The organism is Microbacterium sp. LWH11-1.2, from assembly GCF_038397745.1.
GTDB lineage: Bacteria > Actinomycetota > Actinomycetes > Actinomycetales > Microbacteriaceae > Microbacterium.
Genome location: NZ_CP151636.1, coordinates 3032050 through 3048142, shown reverse-complemented (window position 1 = coordinate 3048142; position 16093 = coordinate 3032050). Strand labels below are relative to the sequence as shown.

General features: G+C 69.4%; 15 protein-coding genes. All 15 read right to left on the bottom strand.

The genetic code is table 11. From position 1 onward, the window contains the following. Window position 1: 1 nt before the first annotated feature. Window positions 2–382: a PIN domain-containing protein gene (locus MRBLWH11_RS14800; RefSeq protein WP_165808039.1), complete on the bottom strand. Its 381-nt coding sequence runs from the start codon at window positions 380–382 to the stop codon at window positions 2–4. Further along, window positions 379–636, bottom strand: a complete 258-nt coding sequence (locus MRBLWH11_RS14795; protein ID WP_133192791.1) for a hypothetical protein — start codon at window positions 634–636, stop codon at window positions 379–381. Before MRBLWH11_RS14795 ends, MRBLWH11_RS14800 begins: the two co-directional genes overlap by 4 nt. A gap of 42 nt (window positions 637–678) precedes the next feature. Continuing rightward, a complete protein-coding gene (locus MRBLWH11_RS14790; protein ID WP_341945392.1) occupies window positions 679–2256 on the bottom strand; it encodes a Rieske 2Fe-2S domain-containing protein in 1578 nt (525 codons plus the stop codon). Window positions 2257–2360: 104 nt separating this feature from the next. Then, a complete protein-coding gene (locus MRBLWH11_RS14785) occupies window positions 2361–5651 on the bottom strand; it encodes an SNF2-related protein (protein WP_341945391.1) in 3291 nt (1096 codons plus the stop codon). Window positions 5652–5705: 54 nt separating this feature from the next. Next, a complete protein-coding gene (nusB, locus tag MRBLWH11_RS14780) occupies window positions 5706–6116 on the bottom strand; it encodes a transcription antitermination factor NusB (RefSeq protein ID WP_116634930.1) in 411 nt (136 codons plus the stop codon). A 3-nt stretch (window positions 6117–6119) separates the two neighbouring features. After that, window positions 6120–6680 carry an elongation factor P gene (gene efp / locus MRBLWH11_RS14775; RefSeq protein WP_116634929.1) on the bottom strand — a complete coding sequence of 187 codons (561 nt, stop codon included), beginning with the start codon at window positions 6678–6680 and terminating at the stop codon, window positions 6120–6122. Between the two features lie 111 nt (window positions 6681–6791). Further along, window positions 6792–7232, bottom strand: coding sequence for a type II 3-dehydroquinate dehydratase (gene aroQ / locus MRBLWH11_RS14770; RefSeq protein WP_116634928.1), 441 nt, complete (start codon window positions 7230–7232; stop codon window positions 6792–6794). Beyond that, window positions 7229–7774: a GNAT family N-acetyltransferase gene (locus tag MRBLWH11_RS14765; RefSeq protein ID WP_341947833.1), complete on the bottom strand. Its 546-nt coding sequence runs from the start codon at window positions 7772–7774 to the stop codon at window positions 7229–7231. The genes aroQ and MRBLWH11_RS14765 overlap by 4 nt, the downstream gene beginning before the upstream one ends. Window positions 7775–7776: 2 nt before the next feature. After that, window positions 7777–8865 carry a 3-dehydroquinate synthase gene (gene aroB / locus MRBLWH11_RS14760; protein WP_116634926.1) on the bottom strand — a complete coding sequence of 363 codons (1089 nt, stop codon included), beginning with the start codon at window positions 8863–8865 and terminating at the stop codon, window positions 7777–7779. Then, a complete protein-coding gene (locus tag MRBLWH11_RS14755) occupies window positions 8862–9380 on the bottom strand; it encodes a shikimate kinase (protein ID WP_341945390.1) in 519 nt (172 codons plus the stop codon). Before MRBLWH11_RS14755 ends, aroB begins: the two co-directional genes overlap by 4 nt. Continuing rightward, window positions 9364–10593, bottom strand: coding sequence for a chorismate synthase (gene aroC, locus MRBLWH11_RS14750; protein ID WP_341945389.1), 1230 nt, complete (start codon window positions 10591–10593; stop codon window positions 9364–9366). The genes MRBLWH11_RS14755 and aroC overlap by 17 nt, the downstream gene beginning before the upstream one ends. Before the next feature lie 62 nt (window positions 10594–10655). Next, a complete protein-coding gene (locus MRBLWH11_RS14745) occupies window positions 10656–11468 on the bottom strand; it encodes a shikimate dehydrogenase (RefSeq protein WP_341945388.1) in 813 nt (270 codons plus the stop codon). Between the two features lie 4 nt (window positions 11469–11472). After that, the gene (mltG, locus tag MRBLWH11_RS14740) at window positions 11473–12960 is read right to left on the bottom strand and encodes an endolytic transglycosylase MltG (RefSeq protein ID WP_341945387.1); all 1488 of its coding nucleotides are present in this window, start codon (window positions 12958–12960) and stop codon (window positions 11473–11475) included. A gap of 2 nt (window positions 12961–12962) precedes the next feature. Next, window positions 12963–13436 carry a Holliday junction resolvase RuvX gene (gene ruvX, locus MRBLWH11_RS14735; protein ID WP_341945386.1) on the bottom strand — a complete coding sequence of 158 codons (474 nt, stop codon included), beginning with the start codon at window positions 13434–13436 and terminating at the stop codon, window positions 12963–12965. Next, complete coding sequence (alaS, locus tag MRBLWH11_RS14730) at window positions 13433–16093, bottom strand: alanine--tRNA ligase (RefSeq protein WP_116634920.1); 2661 nt, start codon at window positions 16091–16093, stop codon at window positions 13433–13435. Before alaS ends, ruvX begins: the two co-directional genes overlap by 4 nt.

Below are 16093 nucleotides of genomic sequence, written 5' to 3'. Positions count from 1 at the left end.
CTCAGGCTCCGACGACCTCGACACCGCGTTCGCGGGCGATGTCGGCCAGCCGCCGGTCGAAGGTGGCGAGGGTGGCGCCGAGCATGATCGCTGCGGCGAGGACATAGGCGTCGGGAAGCTTGAGTCCGGTCTCGGCGCGGAGGCGAGCGACCCTGAGGGGTTCATCCGTCGCAGGCGTGAGACGTTCGACTCCGAGCCGGGCATGATCCTCGAGCGCCTCGCTCTCGCGCTGCTCGCGGACAGGCCACACCAGCGTTTCGGCGAGAGTCACGGGGTGCAGGACCAGATCCTCCTCAGTGTCGAGTATCTCGAACGCATCTGCCGCGTGGGCGTCGCCCTCGGCCCAGAAGGAGATGAGCACGTTGGCATCGAGCACGATCACTCCGGCCAGTCCTCACGCAGTTCCGCGAGATAGCCAGGAGGATAGCGGTACTTGCCTCTCGTCTCCTCGAGAACCTTGCGTCGCTCGGCGCGTCGAGCCGCGCGCTTCGCCGTGAGCGCTTCCACGCCGCTCTCAGCGAGACGGGCCACCAGCTCAGACCGCGAAGCTCCCGGCCATTCCTGTGCGGCGAGCTCGAGGCCCGCGGCAAGCTCCGGGCTCTGGGTCACCTGAATGCGAGGGAGTGTCGTCGCCATGCCGCAAATGTACCACTCGATGGCGAGGTGGTACCAGCTCTCTCACACTGCGGGGCGAAGGGCTCCCTCGGTGACCTCGTCGATCTTCGACGAGCGGATCGGGTGGCCGCTCGTGGTCAGGCACCGACCGGTCTTCAGGTCCCACTTCCAGTCGTGCATGCTGCAGGTGAGGACGCCGTCCTCGTCGACCTTCCCCGTCTTCGTGAGGTCGGCGCGCAGGTGCGGGCAGCGACGCTGCACGAGCCAGTCCCCGACCTCGGCATCCTCGGTCTGATCGGTCTGCTCCTGGTACCAGTTCTCGACGTACTCGATGCGGTCGACCGACAGGCACTTGAGGAACGTCGTCAGGAACTCGTTGAACTTGCCGCTGCGACCCACCTGGAACTGCATCGAGAGGAAGATCGAGTTCGACCAGTCGATCTCGCGGTCGCGGATGTTAGTCGAGACGAGATCGGCGGGGATCGTGTACCAGTAGATGCACTCCTCCCCCGCGTATTCGCGGACCTTCGCCCGCGGGAAGTCGACCACCATGTCGAGCTCGCCGATCTTGAAGCTCACGCATCCTCCGACACCGAGCCGGATGGTGCGCGACTTCTTCAGCAGCGGCTCCCACCACGCCTTGAGGGTCTCGAGCATCTCCGCCGGCGGGATGATCTCGGCGCGCGAGGCCTCCTCGTCGCGGATCTCCTGTTGCCGACTCGCCCGCTGCGATTCGAGGTAGTCCCACTTCTCATCGAAGATGTGGGCGATCTCCGCCTCGGTGTAGAGGGACTGCTCGGTGCTCACCGACGCACCCTCGACGGTCACGACCGTCCCCGGGACGAACAGGTGCCCGTCGTACTGCGGAGCGAGTTCCTTCATGTGCGCGAGGAACTGCTTCTGGTCGGTGAAGATCGACTCGCCGTTCCTGCCGACGCCGTTGAAGTCGAACAGGTCGTCCCGCAGGAACATGGGCGGGCCGGCCATCGGGAAGACGTGCGTCGCGTCGACCTTCTCGATGTAGTACATCGCCCGCTTGTTCTGCGCGTCGCGCTTGAGCTTCGCGAAGTTCTGCTTGGCGTCGAGCGGCAGGTCGTAGACCATGGGCCACCAGATCGCGCCCGAGACCTGCGTGAAGTAGGCATCCGGCTTGCCGAAGCCCAGCAGCTTCTCGAGGTCGAGGGGGTGCGAGTCGTTCTGGTTCAGAACGGATGCGGTGCCGTCGTCCACGCTCAGCGAGGAGTCGCCGATCGGGCCGTCGCTCGGGGCGCGCAGCGGCGTGATCATGATCTTCAACTCGCCGCGCTGGATGATCTCCCCCGCCGGCGCGTACGTGATGTTCGTGTACCCGAGCGCGCGGATGTCCTGCTCGAGATCGTCGATCGGATACTCCGGCAGCAGCACCTCGATGTCCTTGCGGATGTACCGCTCGAGCAGCTTCGGGTCGAAGTGGTCGCGATGGCGGTGCGAGATGTAGAGGAAGTCGGCCTCACGGCCGAAGCGCTCCCAGTCGAGGCCGCGATTGTCCGGGAACGGGAACCAGGATCCATAGAACGAGGGTCCGAGGACGGGGTCGCAGATGATGTTCCCGCCGACCGTCTCGATGAACATCCCGGCGTGGCCGAGTCCCGTGATCCGCATTGCATTCCTCTCGAAAGTGAACCGTAAGAGTCTACCGACGGCCTCCTGGGCGCCCGCGGAGACCAGCCGTGAATACTCGACCCGACGGTGGTCGGGGCGACGCGCTAGTCGTCGAAGAGGCCGCGGATGTCGTCGGCTGTGAGGGACTGGGCGAACAGCTCCTGGTCGTCCATCACTGCCGTGAAGAGGCGGGCCTTGCGCTGCTGCAGTTCGCGCACCTTCTCCTCGATCGTCCCGGCCGAGATCATGCGGTACACGAAGACCTGACTGGTCTGGCCGATGCGATGCGTGCGGTCGATCGCCTGCGCCTCGGCGGCCGGGTTCCACCAGGGATCGAGCAGGAACACGTAGTCGGCCTCGGTCAGGGTGAGTCCGAATCCGCCGGCCTTCAGGCTGATGAGGAACACGACCTGCTCCCCCGACCGGAACCCGTCCACGACGTCCTGCCGGCGGCGGGTCGACCCGTCGAGATGGGCGTAGGGGATGCCGGCGGCGTCGAGGCGGGCGGCGGCGAGGTCGAGGAACGAGGTGAACTGGCTGAACACGAGCGCCCTGTGGCCTTCGGCCTGCAGCTCCACGACTCTCTCGAGCAGGGTGTCGAGCTTGCTGGAGCCGATGTCGGCGTCGTTCTCGTCGACCAGTCCCGGGGCGAGGCTCAGCATCCGCAGCAGGGTCAGGGAGCGGAACACGATGAAGCGGTTGCGATCCAGATCGTCGAGCAGTCCGAGCACCTTCTGGCGCTCGCGCTGCAGCACCACGTCGTAGAGGGCGCGGTGGGCGGGGCTCAGTTCCACCTCGAGCACCTGCTCCTGCTTGGGCGGCAGGTCGGCTGCGACGATCTCCTTCGTGCGGCGGAGCATGAGCGGACGGATGCGGCGGCGCAGCTGCTCGAGGCGACGACGGCGGTACTCGCCGCCCTCCTCGTTCTCGGGAACCTTGCCCTTCTCGATCGGCTGGATGTAGCGATCGCGGAACCGGCGCGCCGACGGGAACAGACCGGGAGCGGCGAGCTTCAGCAGCGACCACAGATCGGAGAGGCTGTTCTCCATCGGAGTGCCCGTCACCGCGTACGTCACGTCCGCGCGGAACGTCGAGATCGCCCGATGCAGCTTCGTCTTCGGATTCTTCACGAACTGGGCCTCGTCGAGGATGAGCCCCGCCCACTCGACGCCGGCGAACTCCTTCTCGTCGAGTCGCGCCACCGTGTAGGAGCTCACGACGACGTCGACCCCGGCAGCGGCATCCGTCAGCGAACCGCGACGCGTTCCGCTCGTCGTGTCGACGAGCGCCACGCGCAGCTCGGGCGTGAAGCGGGCCGCCTCGGTCTTCCAGGTGCTCAGCACCGAGGTCGGAGCCAGCACGAGGAACGGCCGCCGCTCGCCCCGGTCGCGCGTGTGCTGCACGAAGGTGAGCAGCTGCAGGGTCTTGCCGAGCCCCATGTCATCGGCCAGGATCCCGCCCAGCCGATGCGCCCAGAGGAAGGCCAGCCAGTCGAACCCTGACTTCTGGTACGGACGGAGCTCGGCGCGGAGCGACGGCGGCACGGGCGTCGCGGGCACGCCGGTCGCCTGGCGGAGGCCCTCGGCGGTCGAGCGCCAGCTCACCGCCGGCTGCGCCTCGTCGGCGAGGTCCTCGAACTCCTCCCAGAGATCGGTCTGGTAGCGGCTGATCCGCGGACCGGTCTCCCACTCGTCGAGCTCGCCCGCCTCCTCGATGAGCTCGCGCAGACGATCGAGCGCCGGATGATCGAGGGTGAAGTAGCCGCCGTCGGAGAGCAGCAGCTTCTTCTTCCCCCTGCTGAGCGCCGTGAACAGGGGCCCGAACGGGATGCTCCGCCCGTCGATCGTCACGATGATCCCCAAATCGAACCAGTCGGAATCCGTCGTCTCGACCGTCGAGACCGTCACCTCGGGAACGCCGGTGAGCTCGCGGTACTCCTTGCGCGTGCCGGTCGTGACCACCGTGACCCCGGCAGCCTCGAACGCGGGCACGACCTGGGCGACGAAAGCCGCAGCGTCGATGTCGTGGAACGAGCCCGAGGGCGCGAACCGGTTCGTCGTGTGCTCGTGCCAGACCGTCTCGAGCTGGGCACGCCGCGCCGCCTCGGCCTCCGGATCGCGGACAGCGGTCCGACCGGCCGCGAACGGCACCGTCCCGAATCCGCGGTACGACCAGGCGAACGAGTAGCTGACGACATCCCCGCGTTCGAAGGCGACGTTCAGAACGGGCTCCGGCGCGGGGATCTCCGGCAGTGCGACGTCGCCCACCGTCTGCACGGCAGTGCGCCGCGCGAGCAGCGGGTAGGCCTCGGTGACGAACGCCTCCTCCTCATCGGCCGGGACCACGATGGGCCGCGGCGCCTCGAGGAGAGCCCGCACCTGGTCGCTGAGCGGCACCTCGGCGAGAGTGATCTGCATCCGGCTGCCCATCAAGACCGCCGAGTACACCCCGGATCGGCCGATCGGATGCACGGAGGACGCGGAGACCTGCTGACCGTCGATCGTGGCATCCGCGGCGACCGTCAGTGCGCCGTCGTCGTCGCGGGCGATCGTCGCCGAGATCTCCGCCGCATCGGCGAGGCGCACTGTGGCGTTCTTCTGACTCGTCACCATCGGGATGCCGAGGGCCGCGCCCGCGCGCAGGTGCCCCCACAGGAGTCCCGACTCGATCTGGTCGACGACCAGCCAGTCGCCGGCGTTGCCGGAGAGCAGCGAGTCGCGCGAGATGCTGAGCAGGTCGCCGAACCAGCGGGTCTGGCTGCGCCCGAACTGCGCCGCGTCCCGTCGCACCGTGTCCCAGCCGGCGTGCCCCTGGATCCAGGCACCGGTCTGCTGGCTGCGCATCAGCGGTCGGATCGCCAGGAGCAGCTCGCCGGTCGACCGGGCGAGGTCCCTGGGCGTCGCCGGTCGCACGGCACGCGGTGCCCAGTGATTGTCGCCGCGCGGCTCACGGTGTCGCAGCTCCACCCCGAGCGCCAGCGGACGGGTCTGCGCCGTGACCGCGGGATCGACCAGCGCTCGCCAGGAGGGCGCGGCAGGGGGCGCGGGGGCGGGAGCGGCCACGGCAGGTTCGACGACTCGCGCGCCGCTCTGCTGGGAGTACTCATGGACGTTCGAGGCGAGCAGGGCGGCGACGACGTGCTTGCAGGCGGAACGCACGGGGCACGAGCACCGCGTGGATCGGACGTGCCGCTTGCCGTTCGACGACACGAAGCCGACCTCGACCAGGTACTGCGCGCCCTGGCTGCCCTTCACATGGCCTTCGAGCTCCTGCAGGTCCTCGTCCCAGACGAGGTCGAGCACGTTCCCTTCACGGAAGTACGCGAGCCCGCGCGCGTACCCACCGGCGTCCGTGATCTGCATGAGGTCGCGGAGGTCGACGTGCGGTGCGGGCATGCCCGTATCCTTCCCGCGGCATCCGACATGGAGGCCGCGACTCGGACGAACCGATCAGGAGGCGCGGGCGACCCGGGCGAGGACGCCGTGCACGAAAGCACCGGAATCGTCGGTCGAGAACTCCTTGGCGAGCTCCACCGCCTCGTCGATGGCGACGGCCGTGGGCACCGCGTCGTTGTGCAGGATCTCCCACACGCCGATGCGGAGCAGGGCGCGATCGACCGCGGGCATCCGCTCGAGCTTCCAGTCACGGCTGTGCGTGGTGATCTGCTCGTCGATCTCGTCGCGCTGGTCGATGATGCCGTCCACGATCTCGCGGGCGTACAGCCAGGAGGCTTCGCGCGCGGGCTCGCTCGCGGCGCGCTTCGCCTCGGCGGCGAGGGTGACCGAGAGGTCGTCGCCGCGGACGTCGGCGGAGAAGAGGATGTCGAGAGCGCGCTTACGCGCCTTCGTGCGGGCGCTCACGCCTTACTTCTCGCGGCCGAGGTAGTCACCCGTGCGGGTGTCGACCTTGATCCGGGTGCCGGTCTCGACGAACAGCGGGACCTGCATCTCGTAGCCGGTCTCGACGGTGGCGGGCTTCGTGCCGGCCGACGAGCGGTCGCCCTGCAGGCCGGGCTCCGTGTACGTCACCTCGAGGATGACGGAGGCGGGCAGATCGATGTACAGCGGGTTGCCGTTGTTCAGCGCGATCGTGACCTGCTGGTTCTCGAGCAGGAAGTTCTTCGCGTCGCCCACGGTCGCCGCGCCGACGGTGATCTGGTCGTAGTCGGAGGTGTCCATGAAGACGAAGCTGTCGCCGTCGGCGTACAGGTAGGTGAAGTCGCGGCGGTCGACGTTCTCGATGTCGATCTTCGCGCCCGCGTTGTACGTACGGTCGACGACCTTGCCGGACACGACGTTCTTCAGCTTGGTCCGCACGAACGCGCCGCCCTTGCCGGGCTTGACGTGCTGGAACTCGATGACGTTCCAGAGCTGTCCGTCGATGCTGAGAACGACGCCGTTCTTGATGTCTGCGGTAGATGCCATGCGCTGAGAGTTCCGTTCCTGAGTCTGTGGGGCCGGCCTCTCCCGCGCGATACAGGCAGGGCCGACAGTCGATTCTACGGGATGCGCGGGCGCGGCCCGGAAACGGACGTCTCAGAGCGAGCCGACGAGCTCCCGCACGGCGTCGGCATAGCCGTCGATCCCCCGGCCGATCACACGCACGGCGGCGACATCGTGGAGGTAGGAGTGGTGACGGAACTCCTCGCGGGCGTACACGTCGGAGATGTGCACCTCGGCGAACGGGAGCGCCACACCCGTGAGCGCATCGCGGAGCGCGACCGAGGTGTGCGTGAGCCCGCCGGGGTTGATGACGATGCCGACGCAGTCCTCGCGAGCCGCATGGATGGCGTCGATCAGCACGCCCTCGTGGTTGCTCTGGATCGCACGCACGTCGTAGCCCAGCGCACCGGCGGCCTCGGCTGTCAGACGCTCGACATCGGCGAGAGTCGCCGTGCCGTACACCTCGGGCTCACGCGTGCCGAGCAGGTTGAGGTTGGGGCCGTTCACGAGGAGCAGGCGCGGATTCGCGGTCACGATGACACACTATCCGCGGGGACGAGCGAACGGCTCATCTCGAGCTCGGGTCCGATGGATCCGGTGAAGCGCAGGCCGGTCTCGACGAATCCCGCGCGGCGATACGCGCCCTGGGCCCGCTGATTGTCGACGTGCACGTCGAGGGCGAGCGCACCGTCGCCGAGTGAGCGCGCCCACTCGGCCGCTGCATCGAGCAACGCGTCGACCGTGCCGCCGGCCCGGTTCTCGGGACGGACGAAGACGCCGACGACGTCGCCGCGGGCGACGGAGACCACGCGCCCATGATGGTCCGTGTCTCCGGCCTTCCACCGGATCACCGTGACGGTGCCGACCCACTCGGCATCCCGCTCGGCGACGAACTGCGCCACGCCGTCACCCTCGGCGGCGTTCGCGGCACGATCGTGCCAGAACTCGTCCGGGTGCGCCGCCTCCGTCTCATAGGAGTGCAGGAACGCGATGGAGGCGTCCGGGTCACGGACCGCGTCGAGGCGCAGATCGCGGACCCGCTCCCCCTCGTCCGCGCGCACGCGCCGGATGACCATGCTCACGCACCGACCTCCTGGTAGGCGGCGAAGAGCAGCGACTCGTCGGGGGCCTGCAGCACGGTGGGCTTCGCGATGTCGTCGAGCAGGATGAAGCGGAGCATCCCGCCGCGGCTCTTCTTGTCGCGCTGCATCGTCGCGAGCAGCTGCGGCCACGCACCGGCGCGATACGTGGTCGGCAGGCCGAGGGATTCCAGCACGGTCCGGTGCCGCTCGGCCGCGGTGTCGGACAGACGCCCCGCCAGACGCGAGAGCTCCGCCGCGTAGAGCATGCCGACGGACACCGCCGCGCCGTGCCGCCAGCGGTAGCGCTCCGCGTGCTCGATCGCGTGACCGAGGGTGTGGCCGTAGTTGAGGATCTCGCGGAGGCCCGCCTCGCGGAAGTCGTCGGAGACGACCTTGGCCTTCATGTCGATGGCGAGCTCGACGGCGCGGCGGAACTCCTCGGTCGTCGGGTCGACGGCCCGCGCGGGATCCGCTTCGACGATGTCGAGGATCTCCGGCGCCCAGATGAATCCCGCCTTCACGACCTCCGCGAAACCGGCGGTGGCCTCGTTCGGGCTGAGGCTGGCGAGCTCGTCGAGGTCGCCGATGACCGCGGCCGGCGCCCAGAACGCGCCGACGAGGTTCTTGCCCTCGGCGGTGTTGATGCCCGTCTTGCCTCCGACAGCCGCGTCCACGAGTCCGAGCACCGTCGTGGGCACCTGGATGAGCTGCACCCCGCGCAGCCACGTCGCGGCCACGAAGCCCGCGAGGTCGGTCACCGCGCCTCCGCCGTAGCCGATCACGGCATCGCTGCGGGTGAAGTCCGCCTGTCCCATGACCTGCCAGCAGAAGGCCGCCACCTCGACGCGCTTGCCCTGCTCGGCATCCGGGATCTCGGCGAGAAGCACCTCGCGCTGTCCGTTCTCGGTGTCGGCGAGCAGACGGTCGCGCAGCTCGGCGGCGCGAGCGGCGAGCGTCGGAGGGTGCACCACGAGGATCTTGCGCACGGTCGGCGCGAGCGCGGCGGATACCTGATCGAGCACACCCCGTCCGATGGTGATGTCGTACTCGTCGTTCCCCGTGACACTGATGGTCGTCGTGCTCATCGCTGTTCTCTCCTCCATGCCACGATCTCGTCGGCAATCCTCTGCATCGGGCGTCGCGACGTGTCGAACGTCGTCGAGGCCACCTCGTCGTACCAGTCGCGCCGTTCCTCGAAGATCCGGATCCAGCGGTCCACAGGGTCCTCCCCCGCCAGCAGCGGACGGCTCCCGCCGCGGATGCGATCGGCCACCGCATCCGCGCTCACCGTCAGGAAGACGACCGGATGCTGTCGCAGGAGCGCGCGCGTGCCGGCATCCGTCACCGCGCCGCCGCCGAGCGAGATCACCCCGCCCTCCGACAGCGCGGCGGCCACAGCGGCGCGCTCCAGTTCGCGGAAGTGCGGCTCCCCGTGCTCGGCGAAGATCGTCGGGATCGGGCCGTGCGCGGCGACGATCCGCTTGTCGGTGTCGATGAACGGCACGCTCAACCGGCGCGCCACGCGCCTGCCGACGCTGGTCTTGCCGGCGGCCATCGGGCCCACCAGCACCAGCGTGAGCGGGTCAGTCGCGCTCGTCATGCGCGATGAGCGCCGCCTCGGACGCGGGAGTCGTGCGCAGCTCCGCCGGAATGCCCGCGAGGTACCCCTCGAGGTTGCGACGCGTCTCGCGGACGCTGTCGCCGCCGAACTTCTCCAGCACGGCGCGGGCGAGCTCGACAGCGACCATGGCTTCCGCCACGACTCCGGCAGCCGGAACGGCGCAGACGTCGGAGCGCTGGTGGTGCGCGGTCGCGTCCTCCCCCGTCGCCACATCGATCGTGCGCAGTGCGTGCGGGACCGTCGCGATGGGCTTCATGCCCGCGCGGACGCGCAGCACGGTCCCGGTGGACATGCCGCCCTCCGTGCCGCCGGCCCGGTCGGAGCCACGAGAGATCCCGTCGGCCGTGGCGAACAGCTCGTCGTGAGCGGCCGAGCCGCGTCGGCGCGTCGTCTCGAAGCCGTCGCCGACCTCGACGCCCTTGATGGCCTGGATGCTCATCAGCGCCTGGGCGAGACGGGCGTCCAGGCGGCGGTCCCAGTGCACGTGCGAGCCGAGGCCCGGCGGGAGGCCGTACGCGAGCACCTCGACGATGCCGCCGAGCGTGTCGCCGTCTTTCTTCGCGTCGTCGACCTCGGCGACCATCAGCGCGGAGGACGCGGGGTCGAAGCAGCGCAGCGGATCGGCGTCCAGCACGTCGACGTCGTCGGGGGTCGGGAGCGCCGAGCCCTCGGGCACCCGGACCGGTCCGATCGAGAGAGTGTGGCTGACGAGACGGATGCCGAGCTCGCCGAGGAAGGAGCGGGCGATCGCGCCGAGCGCGACGCGGGCGGCGGTCTCCCTGGCGCTCGCGCGCTCGAGGATCGGACGCGCCTCGTCGAAGTCGTACTTCTGCATGCCGACGAGGTCGGCGTGCCCGGGACGCGGACGCGTCAGCGGGGCGCTGCGACCACGGGACTTGTCGGTGAGCTCCACGGGCTCGGGGTTCATGACCTCGATCCACTTCGGCCACTCGGTGTTGCCGATGCGCAGTGCGATCGGGCTGCCGAGGGTCTTGCCGTGGCGGACGCCGCCCGAGATCGACAGCTCGTCCTGCTCGAACTTCATCCGCGAGCCGCGGCCGTAGCCGAGCTTGCGGCGGGCGAGATCGGCCTGGATGGCCTCGGACGACACCGGCACGCCGGAGGGCAGACCCTCCATGACGGCGATGAGTTCTGGGCCGTGCGATTCGCCGGCCGTGAGCACGCGGAGCATTGCTCCAGTCTCCCATGCGATCAGGCCTGTCCTGCGCCGCGTTTCGTTCGGGCCCCTCCGGATCAGAGCACGGCGCGCATGGCGGCCACCACAGCGGCCTCGTCGGGCAGCGCCGTCGACGGGTCGCCGTGATGGAAGATCCTGATCTGGCGCACGGCCTGATGCAGCAGCATCCCGAGTCCGGACACCACGGTGGCACCGCCCCATGCCGCCGCGAGGGCGGACGGCCAGGGGGCGTAGGCCGCATCGAACAGCGCGCCCCCTCGCGCGGCCAGGGCCGACGCGGCACCCTCGGGAAGAACGGTTCCGCTCGGGAGCGTCGCGATGGTCAGATCGGTCTCGGCCGCGACATCGTCGAGCGGGCGTGCCTCGACGGAGATGCCGATGCGCTCCCCCAGAGCGATGAGACCGGCAGCGCGCTCCGGGCGGCGCGCCGAGATCTCGACGCTCTCCGCTCCCAGATCGGCGGCGGCGACGAGCGCGGATGCCGCCGTGGCGCCGGCACCGAGGATGCGCACGGAGCGCGTCTCGGTGATCCCCGCCTCGGCCAGCGCGTCGACGATGCCGCCGACATCCGTGTTGTAGCCGGCGATGACGTCGCCGAGCAGCAGCGTGTTCACGGCGCCCGTCAGCTCCGCATGCGCATCACGTGATGCGGCGGCACGGAACGCCTCCTCCTTCAAGGGCATGGTGAGCGACAGGCCGCGCCACCGGGCGTCGAGCCCGTCGAGGGCGTCGGCGAACGCCGCCGCATCGACCTGCCGTCGCCCGTACTCCCAGTCGAGACCGAGCACACGGTAGGCGGCCGCGTGCAGCGCAGGCGACTTCGAGTGCGCGATCGGGTCTCCCCAGACGGCGAGATACGAGGCGGTCACTGGCTCAGCAGCCGCCGTCGGGATTGGCCCGGCACCACTCGCGCCACTTCTCCACACCCTGCTCGTGCTCGGCGAGGGTCTCGGAGAACTGGGTCTCGCCCGTGGCCAGGTTGACCGTGACGAAGTAGAGCCACGGCCCGTCGGCCGGGTTCATCGCCGCGTCGATCGCCGCGTCGCTCGGGCTCGCGATCGGCGTGACCGGGAGTCCCGTGTGGACGTAGGTGTTCCACGGGTTGTCGTCGGCGAGTGCCTCGGCCGAGCTCGACACGACGCCCTCGTGCAGCGAGCCGTACCCGTACTGAGCCGTCGAGTCCATCTGCAGGAGCATGTCGATGTCGAGGCGGTTCTGGATCACCCGCGACACCTTGGCGAAGTCGTCCAGGCGGCCTTCGCGCTCGATGATCGAGGCGATGGTCAGCACACGCTCCGCTTCGTCGTCCGGGACCCCTGCCGCGGCGAGCGACTCCCGTGTGCGATCGACCATCCGCTGGATGACCTGCGTCGCCGTCACCTCGGGATCGAAGGTGTAGATCGCGGGGAAGAGCCATCCCTCGAGAGACGGTGCGGACACGCCGTAGGCCGCGGGATCGGCCACAGCGGCCTCGAAGTCCGCGAGCGGGATGCCGAGCGTCTCGGCGATGTTCGCCAGCGATGAGGCGATCGTCCCGCCTTCGGTGATCGACACCGTGTTCTCGAGCTTGTTCTTCTCGTCCTTGAGAGCGGCGAGGGCGGCCTCGGCTGTCATCTTCTCCTGCAGCCGGTAGATGCCGGGGTAGAACGTCACGGCGAGGTTCTCGTTGATGAGGTAGTCGTAGAAGACGTCCTCGGTCCTGGTCACGCCCGCATCGTAGAGAGCGGTCGACACCGGTCCTCCGGTGTCGCCCTCGCGGATCGTGACCATCACCTCGCCCGTCGCCATACCGGGCTCCCAATCGGCGGCACCGCTCCAGCCGAGCGCCTCGCTGATCTTGTCTCCGTATGTGTTCCAGGCCCAGACTCCACCGGCGGCCAGGCCTCCCACGATCACCAGCACGATGGCCAGGGCGATCAGGCAGCCGGTTCGCCGCTTCTTCTTCGGCCGCCGGGCGGCGGGGTGCTCCTCATGCGGAGCGAAGAGATCGTCCAGCCCTCCGCCCAGTGGCGGAGCGGGGTCGGGAGAAGTCGACTTCGGGGACGTCGCCGCTGAGGCGGATGCATCCTGCTGCGGCGACGCTGCGGAGGCGAAGAGGGCATCCGCGGCAGAGGGCTCGCGGCGCGCAGGCTCCGTGTTCGCGGAATCCTCGCTCGTCGGCTCCGAGCCCGGCGAGCCCGCCGAGTCGTGCGACTCCGAGGGCCGACCGGCGGCCTCGCGCGCGGCGCGGCGCGAACCCGGCGTCGGGGCGCTGTTGTCGACGGTCGGGATCTGACGTGTCGGGGCGGGCAGATTCTCGAACAGGTCGCCCAGGCGGGCGCCCGGATCGTGCTGGGGGGAAGCACTCTCGCGTTCGGACATGTTCAGGCGGGCTCCTCGTCAACCGGGATCGTGGCACCGGCCGGGTTTCCGGTGCTCTTCTCCGTGTCGATCGCCTGCTGCAGCAGCACCACGGCGGCGACCTGATCAACAATGCTACGAGACTTCTTCTGTGATCGCCCGGAGGACCGCAGCGCCGCATGGGCGGTGACGGTGCTGAGGCGCTCGTCCACCAGCCGCACCGGCGCACCGCTGCGCCGGCCGAGCGCGGCGGCGAACTCGCGCGCGTCCGTCGTCGACGGCGTGTCCGCCCCCTGCATGTTCACCGGAAGTCCGACGACGAACTCCAGGAGGTCGTAGTCTCCGGCGATCTCGATGATGCGGTCGATCGAGAGGTCGTCGCGGGCAACGGTCTCCACGGGCACGGCGAGCATTCCATCGGGGTCGGATCGCGCCACACCGACCCGAGCACGGCCCACGTCGATGCCGAGGCGCACCCCGCGGCGGAACCCGCTCACGCGGCGTGCAGCTCCTGAGAGACGGACTCCAGCGCAGCGGGGAGCGCCGAAGCGTCCGTACCGCCGCCCTGTGCGACGTCGTCACGACCGCCGCCTCCGCCGCCGAGCACACCCGCGGCTCGCTTGGCGAGCACACCGGCCTTGGCACCCGCGGTGCGGGCGGCGTCGTTGGTCGCGACCACGACGACCGGCCGTCCGCCCACGACGGCACCGAGAGCGACGACCGCGGCCTCGGACCCGAGACGGTCGCGCACACCGAGGACGAGCTCTCGCACATCGTCGGCCGAGGCGACCTCGCCGAGCGACTGCGCGGCGATGAGGAAGGACCCGACACGCTGCGCGGCATCGGCGATGGCCGGCACCTGGCCGGCGCGCTCCTTCGCCTCGTACTGCGCGATGCGCTTCTCGGCGGCCTTGAGACTGGCCGCCAGATCGGCGATCCGCTCGGGCAGCTGCTCGCGCGGCGTCTTCAGCGAGGCGGTGAGCTGCGACACGAGTGCCCGCTCCGCCGCCAGCTCGCGGAACGCGTCCGCGCCGACGAGGGCTTCGATCCGACGGTTGGATGCGCCGACGGACGACTCTCCGACGACGCTGACCAGACCGATCTCCGCACTGGTGCCGACATGGGTGCCCGCGCACAGCTCACGGGACCACGGGCCACCGATGTCGACCATGCGGACCACGTCGCCGTACTTCTCGCCGAAGAGGGCCATCGCGCCGGCCTCCTTCGCCTCGTCGAGCGAGACGATGCGCGTGGTCACCTCGAGGGCGTCCTGCACGGCACGGTTGGTGATCTCCTCGATCTCGGAGCGCGTCTCGCCCGAGAGCGCCTGCGACCACGAGAAGTCGAAACGCATGTACCCGGCGCGGTTCAGGGAGCCGGCCTGCGTGGCCGTCGGTCCGAGGGTGTCGCGAAGGGCGGCGTGCACGAGGTGCGTCGCCGAGTGGGCCTGACGCGCGGCACGCCGGTTCGCGGCGTCCACTACCGTCGTCGCGGCGTCATCCACGGCGACGGTGCCCCGCGTGACCTCCACGGTGTGGCTGATCAGACCGGGAACCGGACGCTGCACGTCGAGAACCTCGAGCTCGAACCCGGGGCCGACGATGGTGCCCTTGTCGGCCACCTGACCGCCCGACTCCGCGTACAGCGTCGTCTCGGCGAGCACCACCTCAGCGATCTGCCCCTCCGACGCACTGCGCACGACGGCGCCGTCGACCAGGATGCCGAGGATGCGCGACTCGACCTCGAGCGCGGTGTAGCCGTCGAAGCCGGTCTCGCCGAGCGCACGGAGATCACGGTAGACCGAGACGTCGGCGAGCTGGCGCTTGCGGTTGCGCGCGTCGGCCTTGGCCCGCTGACGCTGCTCCTGCATGAGCGAGTCGAAAGCGGCACGATCGACGTCGAGCCCTGCTTCCTCGGCGACCTCGAGCGTGAGGTCGATCGGGAAGCCGTACGTGTCGTGCAGCAGGAACGCCTCGGGGCCGCTGAGCGTCTTGCCCCCGCCCTGCTTCGTCTGATCGAGCGCGAGGTCGAGGATGGTCGATCCCGCCACGAGCGTGCGCCGGAACGTCTCCTCCTCGGCGAAGGCGGACGCGGAGAGCGTCGACCAGTCCTTCTCGAGCACCGGGTAGGCCGACTTCATCGCGTCGCGCGATGTCGCGAAGAGCTCGGGGAAGACGGGCTCGTCGACGCCGAGCAGACGCATCGCGCGCACCGTGCGCCGCATGAGGCGGCGAAGGATGTATCCGCGGCCCTCGTTCGACGGCCGCACGCCGTCGGACAGCAGCATGAGCGAGGAGCGCACGTGATCGGCGATCACGCGGAAGCGCACGTCGTCCTCATGGGACGCGCCGTAGCGGCGTCCGGACAGCTCGACCGCGCGGTCGAGCACGGGGCGCACCTGATCGGTCTCGTACATGTTGTCGACGCCCTGCTTGAGGAACGCGACGCGCTCGAGACCCATGCCGGTGTCGATGTTCTTCATCGGCAGCTCGCCGACGATGTCGAACTCGGTCTTGCTGCGGATGTTCTCGATGAAGTCCTGCATGAAGACCAGGTTCCAGATCTCCAGGAACCGGGAGTCGTCCGCGGCTGGTCCGCCGTCGTTGCCGTACGCGGGTCCGCGGTCGAAGAAGATCTCGGAGTCCGGGCCGCCGGGACCGGGCTGGCCGGTGTTCCAGTAGTTGTCGGCGCGGCCGAGCCGCTGGATGCGCTCCGGCTTCAGCCCGATGATGTCGCGCCAGATCGCCTCGGCCTCGTCATCGGTCTCGTAGACGGTGACCCAGAGGTCCTTCTCGTCGAATCCGTAGCCGCCGTCGGCCTCGGAGCTGGTGAGCAGCTCCCAGGCGTAGCGGATGGCGCCTTCCTTGAAGTAGTCGCCGAACGACCAGTTGCCGAGCATCTGGAAGAACGTGCCGTGCCGAGCGGTCCGACCGACCTCTTCGATGTCGTTGGTGCGGATGCACTTCTGCACGTCCGCGATCCGGGGGTGGGGTGCAGGCACCACGCCGGTCAGGTACGGGATCATCGGCACCATGCCGGCCACCGTGAACAGCAGGGAGGGATCGTCGCTGACCAGAGAGGCCGACGGGACGATGACGTGGTCGTTCTTCTCGAAGAAATCGAGGTAGCGCTGCGCGATCTCCGCAGTTTTCAT

Excerpts from the sequence above, each read along its gene's own strand:
- MRBLWH11_RS14795 (WP_133192791.1), bottom strand. The coding sequence starts at position 636 with ATGGCGACGACACTCCCTCGCATTCAGGTGACCCAGAGCCCGGAGCTT.
- MRBLWH11_RS14790 (WP_341945392.1), bottom strand. The coding sequence starts at position 2,256 with ATGCGGATCACGGGACTCGGCCACGCCGGGATGTTCATCGAGACGGTC.
- MRBLWH11_RS14785 (WP_341945391.1), bottom strand. The coding sequence starts at position 5,651 with ATGCCCGCACCGCACGTCGACCTCCGCGACCTCATGCAGATCACGGAC.
- efp (WP_116634929.1), bottom strand. The coding sequence starts at position 6,680 with ATGGCATCTACCGCAGACATCAAGAACGGCGTCGTTCTCAGCATCGAC.
- MRBLWH11_RS14765 (WP_341947833.1), bottom strand. The coding sequence starts at position 7,774 with ATGGTCATCCGGCGCGTGCGCGCGGACGAGGGGGAGCGGGTCCGCGAT.
- aroB (WP_116634926.1), bottom strand. The coding sequence starts at position 8,865 with ATGAGCACGACGACCATCAGTGTCACGGGGAACGACGAGTACGACATC.
- MRBLWH11_RS14755 (WP_341945390.1), bottom strand. The coding sequence starts at position 9,380 with ATGACGAGCGCGACTGACCCGCTCACGCTGGTGCTGGTGGGCCCGATG.
- aroC (WP_341945389.1), bottom strand. The coding sequence starts at position 10,593 with ATGCTCCGCGTGCTCACGGCCGGCGAATCGCACGGCCCAGAACTCATC.
- mltG (WP_341945387.1), bottom strand. The coding sequence starts at position 12,960 with ATGTCCGAACGCGAGAGTGCTTCCCCCCAGCACGATCCGGGCGCCCGC.
- alaS (WP_116634920.1), bottom strand. The coding sequence starts at position 16,093 with ATGAAAACTGCGGAGATCGCGCAGCGCTACCTCGATTTCTTCGAGAAG.